This window comes from Streptomyces sp. NPDC028907 (assembly GCF_055564995.1).
In genome coordinates this window covers 1-12,190 of record NZ_JBVHVE010000035.1, presented here as the reverse complement: position 1 = coordinate 12,190, position 12,190 = coordinate 1, and the positions used below count along the sequence as shown (strand labels likewise).

Below are 12,190 nucleotides of genomic sequence, written 5' to 3'. Positions count from 1 at the left end.
TGGTTATAGCGTGAGGGAAACGCCCGGTTACATTCCGAACCCGGAAGCTAAGCCTTACAGCGCCGATGGTACTGCAGGGGGGACCCTGTGGGAGAATAGGACGCCGCCGAACAATCTTTGGGAAGGACCCCTGGTCACCAGCGTTCAGCTGGGACCAGGGGTCCTTTCGTTTTTACAATGCTTGTGTACCGAAGACAGGAGTCACCGATGTCCACCAACTCTCCCGACGACCGACCGGAGCGCGACCAGCGGCGACGGGACAGTGGTGACCGCGGCGATCGAGGCAACCGGGGAGACCGCGGCGGGTTCCGTCGTGACAACGACCGCGGTGGCAGCAGCGCCGGTCGTGGTGGGTACGGTCGCCGTGATGAACGCCGTGACGATCGTCGGGGCGACGACCGCGGTGACCGTGGTGGCTTCCGGCGTGACGACAACCGCGGTGGTTACGGAGGCCGCGACGACCGTCGGGATGACCGCAGGGATGACCGACGCGGTGGCGACGACCGAGGGAGCCGGCCGGCGTTCCGCCGCGATGACCGGCCCTCTGGGCCCCGGCGCGACGATCGCGACCGTGGTGTCCGACGGGACGGGGACCGGCCTGCCTTCCGTCGGGATGACCGGGGCGAGCGGCGGGAAGACGACCGTGGCGACCGTGGTGGCTTCCGGCGCGACGACAACCGCGGCAGCTACGGCCGCCGCGACGACCGCCGGGGCGACGACCGTGGGTATGGCCGTCGTGACGACCGCCGCGACGGTGGTGACCGCGGTGACCGTGGTGGATACGGTCGGCGTGACGACCGTGACCGGGGCTTCCGGCGTGACGATCGGGGCGACCGTGGTGGCTTCCGGCGTGACGACAACCGTGGAGGCTTCGAGCGTCGTGATGACCGTGGTGGCTTCCGCCGCGACGACAACCGCGGCGGCTACGAGCGTCGTGATGACCGTCGGGGCGATGACCGAGGTGACCGCGGCGGGTTCCGGCGCGACGACAACCGTGGCGGCTTCGAGCGTCGTGATGACCGTCGGGGCGATGACCGAGGTGACCGGGGCGGGTTCCGGCGTGACGACAACCGTGGGGACCGTGGTGGTTTTCGGCGTGATGACAGCCGGGGCGAGCGCGGTGGGTTCCGTGGGCGGGACGACCGACGGGATGACCGTGGCGGGCGGGGGCCCCGCAGGGACGACCGCGGCGGGCGGCCCGGTGGGTTCCGTGGGCGGGATGACCGGCGCGGTGGTGACGACCGGCGTGGCGGTGGCCGGTTCCGTGATGAGCGGGATCGTGACCGTGGCGACCGCGAGCCGATCAAGCGGCTGCCGATCCCCGAGGACGTCACGGGCGAGGAGATCGACAAGGACGTACGGCAGGAGCTTCAGAGCCTGCCGAAGACGCTCGCGGACGATGTCGCCAGGAACCTGGTGATGGTCGCGCGGCTCATCGACGAGGACCCCGAGGGGGCCTACGGCTACTCCAAGGTGGCTCTGCGGCTGGCGTCGCGCGTGGCGGCCGTACGCGAGGCGGGCGGGTTCGCGGCGTACGCGAATCAGAAGTACGCCGAGGCGCTCGCCGAGTTCCGGGCCGCGCGGCGGATGACCGGAAGCGTGGACCTGTGGCCGCTCATGGCCGACTGCGAGCGTGGGCTCGGGCGGCCGGAGAAGGCGCTGGACATGGCCGGTGCGCCCGAGGTGCACAAGCTGGACAAGGGCGGGCAGGTGGAGATGCGGCTCGTCGCGGCCGGCGCCCGGCGCGACATGGGGCAGCTGGACGCGGCCATTGTGACGCTGCAGAGCCCCGAGCTCGCCTCCAACTCCGTACAGCCGTGGACCGCTCGGCTGCGGTATGCGTACGCCGACGCGCTCCTGGCCGCGGGACGTCAGGGTGAGGCGCGTGAGTGGTTCGCCAAGGCTGTCGAGGCCGACAAGGAGGGCAGCACGGACGCGTCCGACCGGCTGGCCGAGCTGGACGGTGTCGAGTTCGTCGACGCCCTCGACGAGAACGAGGGCGAGAACGGGACCGAGGGCGGCGGAGATGAGCAGCCTCCGGCCGAGTCCGTCACCGACGAGGGTGACAAGGAGTAGCAGGCGCGGGTGAAGTGAAGGGCGGGATTCCGGACGGGGTCCCGCCCTTCGGCGTTTCAGAGGTCCAGTGCGCGCAGCACCAGGCCCGAGGCTGGTTTCGGGCCGAAGGACGTCGACTTGCGGGGCATCGTGACGCCCTGGCGGGCGAGGTCGCGTACGACGTCCTCGCGGACGGGGTGCATCAGGACGGCCGTACCGCCGTCGCGTTCCGCCTTGGTGACGGTGGCGGCGGTGTCGTGGATGTAGGCGATGCGGGTGGGGTCGTCCTCGGGAATGTGCCAGACGTGGGCGAGGAGTGCGGCGTGCAGGACCGTCGCGTCGAGGGTGCGCCAGGCGGCGGGGCGGTCGGTGGGGACCGTGCGGTCGAGGAGGGCCGGGTCCGGGTGGTCGAGGAGGTGGAAGGCCCCGTCTCCGGCCAGGAGGTAGGCGTTGCCCGCGCAGGCCGCGTCGGCCAGAGCCTCCAGGGCCTCGGCCAGCGGGACTTCGAGGCGGCGTACCCGGAAGAGGCCGTCGAGGGCGGCCAGGGCGTCCGATACGGGCAGGTCGTGCAGGAGGCGGTGGATGGCGCGGACCCGCAGGGGGTAGCGGGCCGTGTCGACCAGGAGGACGAGGCCGTAGTCCCAGGCGCTGGGTGAGGGGTGTTCCGCGCGGAGTCGGCGGTAGGTCGCCCAGCGGTGGTGGCCGTCGGCGATCAGGGCCTGGTGGCGGGTCAGGTCGGACTGGACGTGGGCCAGGTCGGCCGGGTCGGTGATCGACCAAAGGCGGTGGCTGAAGCCGTCCTCGGTGGTGGTCGAGAAGAGCGGCGGGCGTTCGACCGTGCGCTCGATGAGAGCGGTCGTGTCGGTGGCAGTGCCGGTGCCGCGGTAGGTCAGGAGCAGGGGTTCGAGGTTCGCCGAGGTGGCGCGCATCAGGTCCGCTCGGTCGGCGACCACGTGCGGCATGACGTCCTCGTGCGGCAGGACCAGTCCCTCCGAGGGCTCCGTGACGCGCAGGGTGCCGATGACGCCGCGCTGGAGCATGCCGTCGCCGTCACGCTGCTCGTAGACGTAGAGGCAGGGCTCGGGGTCGGCGGCCAGGACGCCTTCGGAGAGCCAGCGGCGCAGGGTCTTGGCCGCCTGTTCGTTGCGGGCGCCGGGGGTGGCGGCCTGGGGGAGGATCAGGCGGACGATGTTGTGCGGGTCGGCGTCCTGGAGGTGGTGCAGGCCGTCGGGGCGGACGACGACGTCGTACGGAGGGGATGTCACGGCGGCCAGGCCGCCGACCCGGTCGGGGTCGTAGCGAAGCCCTCGGAACGGGGTCAGTTCGAGGCCTCGGCGCTCCGTTGCTTCCGGGTGACCTGCTGTGTTCATCCCGGCATCGTACGGGTGTCAGTGGCATGGGGGATGATCGGGGGAAAGCCGTCGAACGAGGAGCGATGCGGAATGAGCCAGAGCGTCAGGACGAGGCCCGAGGGCAGTGGCCAGGCCCTGAGCGAGGCGTACGACACGGCGCTGCTCGACCTCGACGGAGTGGTGTACGCGGGCGGTGACGCGATCGTGCATGCCGTCGAGTCGCTCGCCTCGGCCCGGGCCGGCGGGATGCGTCTGGCGTACGTCACGAACAACGCTCTGCGCACTCCGGACACCGTGGCCGCGCATCTGACGGAGCTCGGCATACCGACCGGGGCAGGCGATGTCATCACCTCGGCGCAGGCGGTCGCGCGGCTGATCAGTGAGCAGGTGCCGGCGGGGGCCCGGGTGCTGGTGATCGGTGGGGAGGGGCTGCGGGTGGCGCTGCGGGAGCGTGGGCTGGAGCCCGTCGAGTCGGCGGACGACGATCCGGCGGCGGTTGTGCAGGGGTTCGGCGGGCCCGAGCTGCAGTGGGGGCGGTTCGCGGAGGCTTCGTACGCCGTCGCGCGCGGTGTGCCGTGGTTCGCGTCCAACACCGACCTGACGATTCCGAGCGGGCGCGGGATCGCGCCGGGGAACGGGGCCGCGGTGGAGGTCGTGCGGATCGCCACCGGGGCCGAGCCACAGGTGGCGGGCAAGCCGTTGCCTCCCATGCACCGGGAGACGATCCTGCGGACGGGTGCCGAGCGGCCACTGGTGGTGGGGGACCGGCTGGACACGGACATCGAGGGCGCGTTCAACGGGGAGGTCGACTCGCTGCTGGTGCTGACCGGCGTGACCGACGGAGCCCTGCTGCTCGCCGCGCCACCGCAGCACCGGCCGACGTATGTCGACGCCGATCTGCGGGGGTTGCTCGGCGGACAGCCGGACGTCGTGGCGGCCGGGGAGGGCTTCCGGTGCGGCGGCTGGACGGCGACCGCCAGGGCCGAGCGGCTGGAACTCGACGGTGACGGTACGGCCTTGGACGGGCTGCGGGCGCTGTGCGCGGCGGCCTGGACGGCGGCCGGGGAGGGCGCGTGCACGCTGGATGCGGGGAAGGAGCTGGCGCGACTGGGGTTGTGACGCCGCTGAGCAAAATCGTGGCCGGGCCTGTGACGCCGTACGGCGGGATCGTGGCTGAATGGGAGGGTAGGCTAACCTAACTGCGTGTTGGTCGACAGTCCTCCCGAACAGCGCGCGGAGTCCCCGTCCGCGCCCCCAACCCGACGGGCGATACGTGCCGTTGGGCTGCTCGTCTCTGTCCTGATCCTGGTGGTCGTCGCGTTGGCGAGCATCGCGATCGGGGCGAAACAGCTGTCCCTGGGGGAGGTCTGGCACGGGCTGTTCCAGAGTTCCGGGACCTACGGGGACGTCGTGGTCGGCGACCGGATCTCGCGCACCGTCCTCGGGCTGCTCGCCGGGGCCGCGCTCGGTCTCGCCGGGGCCGTGCTCCAGGCGCTCACCCGTAACCCCCTCGCCGATCCCGGGCTGCTCGGCATCAACGCGGGCGCCTCCGCCGCGGTCGTCACCGCCATCACCTTCTTCGGCGTCACCAGCCTGAGCGGCTATGTCTGGTTCGCCTTCCTCGGCGCTGCCGCGGTCGGGGCGATGGTCTGGTTCCTCGGCGGCAGTCGGGGTGCCACGCCGGTGCGGCTCGCGCTCGCCGGTACGGCGATCAGCGCCGCGCTGTACGGCTATCTCCAGGCCGTGATGATCATGGACGACGCGGCGCTGAACAAGATGCGCTTCTGGACGGTCGGTTCGCTGACCTCGGCGACGGACTCCACCATCAGGCAGGTGCTGCCGTTCCTCGTCGTCGGCATGGTCCTCGCGCTCGCCCTCGCCCGGCCGCTGAACGCCATGGAGATGGGTGACGACACCGCCAAGGCCCTCGGCGCCAACCTGAACCGCACCCGGGTGCTGTCGATGCTGGCAGCCACCATGCTGTGCGGGGCCGCAACCGCCGCCTGCGGACCGATCGTGTTCGTCGGCCTGATGGTGCCGCACGTCGTGCGCTCCTTCACCGGGCCCGACCTGCGCTGGATCCTGCCGTACGCGGCCGTCCTGTCGCCCGTGCTGCTGCTCGGCGCCGACGTGCTCGGCCGGATCGTGGCCCGGCCCTCGGAGCTCCAGGTCGGCATCGTCACCGCGATCCTCGGCGGACCGGTCTTCATCTTTCTCGTACGACGGCGGAGGACGGCCCAGCTGTGAAGACCGCACTGAAGAAGGAAGCGACGAGCGAAGAGGACGGCGGCGTGCGGGCCGGGGCGAAGAGTGCCGTGAAGCCGACCCGGGCGTCCCGGGCCAACCGTGCCGTGCGGGGCCCGGGCGGCCTCTCCGTCCGGCTCGACGTCCGGGCGCTGACCGTCGTCGTGCTGTTGCTGCTCGCCGGGCTCGCCGCGAGCGTCGTGCTGATCGGTACCGGCGACTTCCCGATCTCGGCGGGTGACGTGCTCAGGACGCTGGCCGGCGAGGGCAACGCCGGGCAGGAGTTCATCGTCGAGGAACTGCGGCTGCCGCGGGTCCTCGTCGGGCTCCTCGTCGGGGCCGCGCTCGGCCTCGGCGGTGCGCTGTTCCAGACGCTGTCCCGCAACCCGCTGGGCAGCCCCGACATCCTCGGTCTCGGGCAGGGGGCCACGGCCGGGGCGCTCGTGGTGATCGTGCTGTTCTCCGGGGACTCCGCGCAGGTCACGGTGGGCGCGCTGGTGGGCGGACTCGCGACCGGGCTGGCCATCTATCTGCTTGCCTGGAAGCGGGGCGTACACGGATACCGACTGGTCCTGGTCGGTATCGGCATGTCCGCGATCATGACGGCGGTCAACGGCTATCTGATGACCAAGGCCGACCTCGTCGACGCGGCCCGCGCGGTCGTGTGGATGACCGGCTCCCTCAGCGGTCGCGACTGGGCCCAGGTCTGGCCGCTGCTCGCGCTGTGCGCCGTCCTCGTACCGCTCGTCCTCGCCAACGCGCGCGGGCTGCGGATGATGGAGATGGGCGACGACGTCTCCTACGCCCTCGGGGTGCGCGTCGAGCGCGTACGGCTGCTGCTGATGCTGTCCGCCGTACTGCTCACCGCGTCCGCCACCGCCGCCGCGGGACCCGTCAGCTTCGTGGCGCTCACCGCCCCGCAGCTCGCCCGGCGCCTGACCCGCTCGCCCGGGCCGAACCTGCTGCCCTCGCTGTGCATGGGCGCCGCCCTCCTCGTCACCGCCGACTGGATCTCCCAGCGGGTCTTCGGTGCCGACCAGCTGCCCGTGGGCGTGGTCACGGGCGTGCTCGGCGGCGTATACCTGCTGTGGCTGCTGGTCACCGAGCGCAAGGCGGGCCGGATATGAGCGCCGGCAAGAGCAACGAGAACAGCAGTGGGCTGAACGACCGAAGGAGCACCGTGAACCGCCTGTCCGCCGACAACGTCACCCTCGCCTACGACCAGCGGGTCATCGCCGAGCAACTGTCGGTGGAGATACCCGACAACTCCTTCACCGTGATCGTCGGCCCGAACGCGTGCGGCAAGTCGACGCTGCTGCGGGCCCTGTCACGGATGCTCAAGCCCAGCCAGGGCCGTGTCCTGCTGGACGGGCAGGTCATCCAGTCGATGCCGGCGAAGAAGGTCGCGCGCACCCTGGGCCTGCTGCCGCAGTCGTCGATCGCGCCCGACGGGATCACCGTCGCCGACCTCGTGGGCCGCGGCCGGTATCCGCACCAAGGCATCCTGCGCCAGTGGTCGACCGAGGACGAGCGGGTCGTGCATGAGTCGATGGAGCAGACCGGGGTCGCCGAGCTCGCGGACCGCTATGTCGACGAACTGTCCGGCGGCCAGCGTCAGCGCGTGTGGATCGCGATGGCTCTCGCCCAGCAGACGCCGCTGCTGCTGCTCGACGAGCCGACGACGTACCTCGACATCCAGCACCAGATCGACGTCCTCGACCTGTGCGCCGAACTGCACGAGGAGCAGGGGCGCACGCTGGTCGCCGTACTGCACGACCTCAACCACGCCGCCCGGTACGCCACGCACCTCATCGCCCTGCGCGGCGGGGCCGTGATCGCCGAGGGCGCGCCCAACGACATCGTCACGGCCGAGCTGGTCCAGGATGTGTTCGGGCTGCGGTGCCAGGTCATCGACGACCCGGAGACGGGCACGCCGCTGGTGGTGCCGGCGGCGCGCAAGGCGCGCGAGCAGGTCAGGAAGGAGCGGGTCGACCGGGGCGGCCAGACCGCAAAGGTGGCGGCTACAGAAGCTTCCTGAGCGTCAGCAGGTCGCGCACGCCCGCGTGCAGCTTCACCCGGCCCGAGCCCCAGGCCTTGGCGAAGTGCAGTTCGCCGTCGACCAGGGAGACCAGGTCGTCGCCGGTCATGCTCAGTCTGATCTGGGCCTTCTCACGGGGCGGGCCCTGGAGCGTCTCGTGGACGTGGATCCGGCCGCCCGACATACGGCCGGCGAAGGTGACGTCCAGGTCGGTGATGTGGCAGCTCACCGAGCGGTCCAGGGCCGCGGCCGTGCGGGCGTCCCCTTCGGCGCGCTGCATGTTGTCCGAGAGCTTTTCGAGTGCGGCTCGGCACTCCTCAGTCGTGGCCATCGCGATCGACGGTACCCCAGCGGTTCGGGGTAGCGTCTGGGCATGAGCGACACGGTTCCGGAGACGGAGATCCCGGCGATCCCGCGGGAGGCGGCCGAGACGGAGGCCGGAGCGGAGGCTGAGCTCGCGGTCGAAGCGACAGAAGGGGTCGAGACGGCCGCGGCGGGCGAACCCGAGTACGCCCCGGCCGCACCCGCCCCGCTGAACATCCCCCGCACCCCCACCGGCAACGCCGACGTCGACGCCCAGCTGGCGCGGCTGGGTGATGCCGACCACCTCGCCACCGACGGGCACGTCGAGGTGTACGAGGATGTACACCGGGGGTTGCGCGACGCGCTCACCGCGCTCGACGCCCGCCCGGGACCTCCGGCGCCCCCGAGGACATACGAGAGCAGGAGCTGAACCGAACGTGGCAGGAGTCGCACGCCGCCGTCTCGACGCGGAGCTGGTCCGCCGGAAGCTCGCGCGCTCGCGCGAGCACGCCAGCCAGCTGATCGCCGCCGGACGGGTCACCGTCGGCAAGACCGTCGCGACCAAGCCGGCCACGCAGGTGGAGACCGCGGCGGCGATCGTGGTGTCCGCCGACGACAACGATCCCGAGTACGTCTCGCGCGGCGGGCACAAGCTCGCGGGCGCGCTGGAGGCCTTCGTGCCCCAGGGGCTCGTGGTGAAGGGGCGGCGGGCGTTGGACGCCGGCGCGTCCACCGGGGGTTTCACCGACGTCCTGCTGCGGTCGGGGGCCGCCTATGTCGTCGCCGTGGACGTCGGATACGGCCAACTCGCCTGGACTCTTCAAAGCGATGAACGCGTCACCGTCAAGGACCGTACGAACGTACGCGAGTTGACGCTCGATGCGATCGATGGGGAGCCAGTGGATCTTGTCGTGGGGGATCTGTCCTTCATCCCGCTCGGCCTGGTGCTGCCCGCCCTGGTGCGGTGCGTGAAACAGGACGCCGATCTGGTGATGATGGTCAAGCCGCAGTTCGAGGTGGGGAAGGAACGGCTGGGTAGCGGGGGAGTCGTACGGAGTCCGCAGCTGCGGGCGGAGGCCGTGCGGGGAGTCGCCGAGAAGGCGTGGGAACTCGGGCTCGGAGTGAAGGGTGTCACGGCGAGTCCGTTGCCCGGACCCTCCGGGAATGTCGAGTACTTTCTGTGGCTGCGTGCCGGGGCGCCCGCCCTGGACCCGGCCGACGTTGACCGTGCAGTTGCGGAGGGGCCGCGTTGACACCGAACCGAGCTCGTACTGTTTTTCTGCTCGCCCACACGGGGCGGCCCGCGGCGATCCGCAGCGCCGAGCTGGTGGTCAAGGGACTGCTGCGGTCGGGAATCGGTGTGCGGGTGCTGGAGTACGAGGCAGCCGACCTTCCGCTGCCACCCGAGGTGGAGCTCGTCAAGGAGGCGACTCCGCAGTGCCTCGACGGGTGCGAGCTGCTGATAGTGCTGGGCGGCGACGGGACGCTGCTGCGCGGCGCCGAGTTCGCCCGGGCGTCCGGCGTACCGATGCTGGGTGTCAACCTCGGGCGGGTCGGCTTCCTCGCGGAGGCCGAGCGGGACGATCTCGACAAGGTTGTCGACCGGGTCGTCACCAAGGCGTACGAGGTCGAGGAGCGGATGACGGTCGACGTCGTCGTGCATCAGAACGGCGACATCGTGCACACGGACTGGGCGCTGAACGAGGCGGCCGTGCAGAAGGCCGGGGCCGAGAAGCTGCTCGAGGTCGTGCTGGAGATCGACGGGCGGCCGGTGACGGGGTTCGGGTGCGACGGGATCGTGCTGTCCACGCCTACCGGGTCTACGGCGTACGCGTTCTCCGCGGGTGGGCCTGTGGTGTGGCCTGAGGTCGAGGCGCTGTTGATGGTGCCGATCAGCGCGCACGCGTTGTTCGCGAAGCCGTTGGTGACGTCGCCGGATTCTGTGCTTGCCGTGGAGGTTCTGCCGCATATCCCGCCGGGGGTTTTGTGGTGTGACGGGCGGCGGACTGTGGAGTTGCCGCCGGGGGCGCGGGTCGAGGTTCGGCGGGGGGCTGTGCCGGTGCGGCTGGCTCGGTTGCATCATGCTTCGTTCACGGATCGGTTGGTGGCGAAGTTCGCGTTGCCGGTTTCCGGGTGGCGGGGGGCGCCTCACTAGCCATCTGCGGGGGTGGTGCGGAGCGTGGGCGGCTGCGGGTGGTTCGTGGTTGCTCGCGCCCACGCGGCGGAGCCGCATATCGATACAGCCCCGCGTCCCTTGGGCGGGACCACTCACCCGAGTGACAATGTGCCGTCGATACGCATTCGTCACCTGGACCTTCACATGACTGGGACCGGGGGGCGTCGCATCCCCGGTACCCGACCTCGTAAGGTCGTGTCCGTGTTGGAGGAGATGCGGATACGGTCGCTCGGAGTCATCGATGACGCGGTCGTCGAGCTGTCGCCGGGGTTCACCGCTGTCACGGGTGAGACGGGTGCGGGCAAGACCATGGTGGTCACCAGCCTGGGCCTGTTGCTCGGTGGGCGGGCGGACCCGGCGCTCGTGCGGATCGGGGCCGAGAAGGCCGTCGTGGAGGGGCGGATCGCCGTGCCCTCGGGGGCGCCGGTCGTCGTGCGGGTCGAGGAGGCCGGGGCGGAGCTGGACGACGGGGCGTTGCTGATCAGCCGTACCGTTTCCGCCGAGGGGCGGTCGCGGGCGCATCTGGGCGGGCGCAGTGTGCCCGTGGGGATGCTGGCCGAGCTCGCCGACGAGCTGGTCGCCGTGCACGGTCAGACCGATCAGCAGGGCCTGCTGAAGCTGGCCAGGCAGCGGCAGGCGCTCGACCGGTACGCGGGGGACGCCGTGGCGGTGCCGCTCGCCAAGTACGGCGAGGCGTACCGGCGGCTGCGGGCCGTCTCCGTCGAGCTGGACGAGATCGTCACGCGCGCGCGTGAGCGGGCCCAGGAAGCCGACATGCTGCGGTTCGGCCTGGATGAGATCGCGGGTGTCGAGCCGCGCGCCGGGGAGGACGTCGAGCTCGCCGAGGAGGCCGAGCGGCTCGGGCACGCGGAGGCCCTGTCGTCCGCCGCCACGGCCGCTCATGCCGCGCTCGCCGGCAACCCGGAGGACCCCGAGGGCATCGACGCGGCGACGCTCGTCGCGGGTGCGCAGCGGGCTCTGGACGCCGTGCGCTCGCACGACCCGGCGCTGGCCGCGCTGACCGACCGGATCGGGGAGATCGGAATCCTGCTGGGCGATGTCGCCGGGGAGTTGGCGGGGTACGCCGACGACCTGGACGCCGATCCCCTGCGGCTCGCGGCCGTCGAGGAGCGGCGGGCGGCGCTGACCGGGCTCACGCGGAAGTACGGCGAGAACGTCGCCGCCGTGCTCGCCTGGGCCGAGGAGAGCGCCGCCCGGCTGACCGAGCTGGACGGCGACGACGAGCGGATCGGCGAGCTGACCGCCGAGCGGGACGCGCTGCGGGCCGAGCTCGGCGGGCTGGCGCAGGCGTTGACCGACGCGCGTACGGACGCCGCCGAGCGGTTCGCCGCCGCGGTGACCGCCGAGCTGGCCTCGCTCGCGATGCCGCACGCGCGCGTGTCCTTCGACATCCGGCAGACCGAGGACCCGGAGGGCGTGGAGGTCGGCGGCCGGTCGGTCGCCTACGGGCCGTCCGGCGCGGACGAGGTCGAGCTGCTGCTCGCCCCGCACCCGGGAGCACCGCCCCGGCCGATCGCCAAGGGCGCGTCCGGCGGTGAGCTCTCGCGCGTGATGCTCGCCGTGGAGGTCGTGTTCGCGGGGACCGATCCCGTGCCGACGTATCTCTTCGACGAGGTCGACGCGGGCGTCGGCGGCAAGGCGGCCGTGGAGATCGGGCGGCGGCTGGCCCGGCTGGCCAAGACCGCGCAGGTCGTCGTGGTGACCCACCTGCCGCAGGTCGCCGCCTTCGCCGACCGGCAGTTGCTCGTCGAGAAGACCAACGACGGGTCGGTCACCCGGTCCGGCGTGAAGGTCCTGGAAGGCGAGGAGCGGATCCGCGAGCTGTCCAGGATGCTCGCCGGGCAGGAGGACTCGGAGACCGCGCGAGCGCATGCGGAGGAACTGCTGGCGACGGCCCGCGCGGACGCCTAGACGAGTAGTTCCGATTGCGGGGTTCTCAGACGGAGGGAGGGTGTCCAACATCGGGTTGTGACGACCGATTTAGACACCCTCTTGACGGCA

11 protein-coding genes and 1 rRNA gene are annotated in these 12,190 nt (G+C 71.5%); 10 read left to right on the top strand and 2 right to left on the bottom strand.

Annotated elements, in window-relative coordinates; genetic code table 11:
* Positions 1 to 112, top strand: a 5S ribosomal RNA gene (gene rrf, locus ACZ4UU_RS44775); the annotation flags it as partial.
* A 1,199-nt stretch (positions 113 to 1,311) separates the two neighbouring features.
* On the top strand, positions 1,312 to 2,076 hold the full coding sequence (locus ACZ4UU_RS44770; protein ID WP_471909216.1) for a tetratricopeptide repeat protein: 765 nt from the start codon (positions 1,312 to 1,314) through the stop codon (positions 2,074 to 2,076).
* Positions 2,077 to 2,132: 56 nt separating this feature from the next.
* On the opposite strand, the gene ACZ4UU_RS44765 is transcribed toward ACZ4UU_RS44770, so the two are convergent.
* Positions 2,133 to 3,425 (bottom strand): DUF1015 domain-containing protein, encoded by a 1,293-nt coding sequence (locus ACZ4UU_RS44765; RefSeq protein WP_471909213.1) that lies wholly within the window; start codon positions 3,423 to 3,425, stop codon positions 2,133 to 2,135.
* 72 nt (positions 3,426 to 3,497) lie between these two features.
* Here ACZ4UU_RS44765 and ACZ4UU_RS44760 point away from each other — a divergent pair, with 72 nt between their 5' ends.
* The 4 genes from ACZ4UU_RS44760 to ACZ4UU_RS44745 all read left to right on the top strand — a co-directional run bounded on the left by ACZ4UU_RS44760 (position 3,498) and on the right by ACZ4UU_RS44745 (position 7,689).
* Complete coding sequence (locus tag ACZ4UU_RS44760) at positions 3,498 to 4,526, top strand: HAD hydrolase-like protein (protein WP_471909212.1); 1,029 nt, start codon at positions 3,498 to 3,500, stop codon at positions 4,524 to 4,526.
* Positions 4,527 to 4,610: 84 nt separating this feature from the next.
* Positions 4,611 to 5,654 (top strand): FecCD family ABC transporter permease, encoded by a 1,044-nt coding sequence (locus ACZ4UU_RS44755; protein ID WP_471909211.1) that lies wholly within the window; start codon positions 4,611 to 4,613, stop codon positions 5,652 to 5,654.
* A 68-nt stretch (positions 5,655 to 5,722) separates the two neighbouring features.
* Entirely contained in the window at positions 5,723 to 6,778 is a 1,056-nt protein-coding gene (locus ACZ4UU_RS44750) for a FecCD family ABC transporter permease (protein WP_471909215.1), read from the top strand.
* Positions 6,775 to 7,689: an ABC transporter ATP-binding protein gene (locus tag ACZ4UU_RS44745; protein WP_471909210.1), complete on the top strand. Its 915-nt coding sequence runs from the start codon at positions 6,775 to 6,777 to the stop codon at positions 7,687 to 7,689. Before ACZ4UU_RS44750 ends, ACZ4UU_RS44745 begins: the two co-directional genes overlap by 4 nt.
* Here the strand turns inward: ACZ4UU_RS44745 and ACZ4UU_RS44740 are convergent.
* Complete coding sequence (locus ACZ4UU_RS44740; protein ID WP_471909209.1) at positions 7,673 to 8,020, bottom strand: SCP2 sterol-binding domain-containing protein; 348 nt, start codon at positions 8,018 to 8,020, stop codon at positions 7,673 to 7,675. The genes ACZ4UU_RS44745 and ACZ4UU_RS44740 overlap by 17 nt on opposite strands.
* 42 nt (positions 8,021 to 8,062) lie before the next feature.
* On the opposite strand from ACZ4UU_RS44740, the gene ACZ4UU_RS44735 reads away from it, so the two are divergent.
* From ACZ4UU_RS44735 to recN, 4 genes are all read left to right on the top strand, one after another.
* Entirely contained in the window at positions 8,063 to 8,422 is a 360-nt protein-coding gene (locus tag ACZ4UU_RS44735) for a hypothetical protein (protein ID WP_471909208.1), read from the top strand.
* A gap of 7 nt (positions 8,423 to 8,429) precedes the next feature.
* The gene (locus ACZ4UU_RS44730; RefSeq protein ID WP_471909207.1) at positions 8,430 to 9,245 is read left to right on the top strand and encodes a TlyA family RNA methyltransferase; all 816 of its coding nucleotides are present in this window, start codon (positions 8,430 to 8,432) and stop codon (positions 9,243 to 9,245) included.
* Positions 9,242 to 10,147, top strand: a complete 906-nt coding sequence (locus ACZ4UU_RS44725; protein ID WP_234764554.1) for an NAD kinase — start codon at positions 9,242 to 9,244, stop codon at positions 10,145 to 10,147. The genes ACZ4UU_RS44730 and ACZ4UU_RS44725 overlap by 4 nt, the downstream gene beginning before the upstream one ends.
* A 234-nt stretch (positions 10,148 to 10,381) precedes the next feature.
* Positions 10,382 to 12,100 carry a DNA repair protein RecN gene (gene recN, locus ACZ4UU_RS44720; protein WP_471909214.1) on the top strand — a complete coding sequence of 573 codons (1,719 nt, stop codon included), beginning with the start codon at positions 10,382 to 10,384 and terminating at the stop codon, positions 12,098 to 12,100.
* Positions 12,101 to 12,190 lie beyond the last annotated feature (90 nt).

What these genes read in the sequence shown, in the direction of transcription:
- ACZ4UU_RS44765 (WP_471909213.1), bottom strand. Translation starts at nt 3,425, where the DNA reads ATGAACACAGCAGGTCACCCGGAAGCAACGGAGCGCCGAGGCCTCGAA.
- ACZ4UU_RS44760 (WP_471909212.1), top strand. Translation starts at nt 3,498, where the DNA reads ATGAGCCAGAGCGTCAGGACGAGGCCCGAGGGCAGTGGCCAGGCCCTG.
- ACZ4UU_RS44745 (WP_471909210.1), top strand. Translation starts at nt 6,775, where the DNA reads ATGAGCGCCGGCAAGAGCAACGAGAACAGCAGTGGGCTGAACGACCGA.
- ACZ4UU_RS44740 (WP_471909209.1), bottom strand. Translation starts at nt 8,020, where the DNA reads ATGGCCACGACTGAGGAGTGCCGAGCCGCACTCGAAAAGCTCTCGGAC.
- ACZ4UU_RS44735 (WP_471909208.1), top strand. Translation starts at nt 8,063, where the DNA reads ATGAGCGACACGGTTCCGGAGACGGAGATCCCGGCGATCCCGCGGGAG.
- recN (WP_471909214.1), top strand. Translation starts at nt 10,382, where the DNA reads ATGCGGATACGGTCGCTCGGAGTCATCGATGACGCGGTCGTCGAGCTG.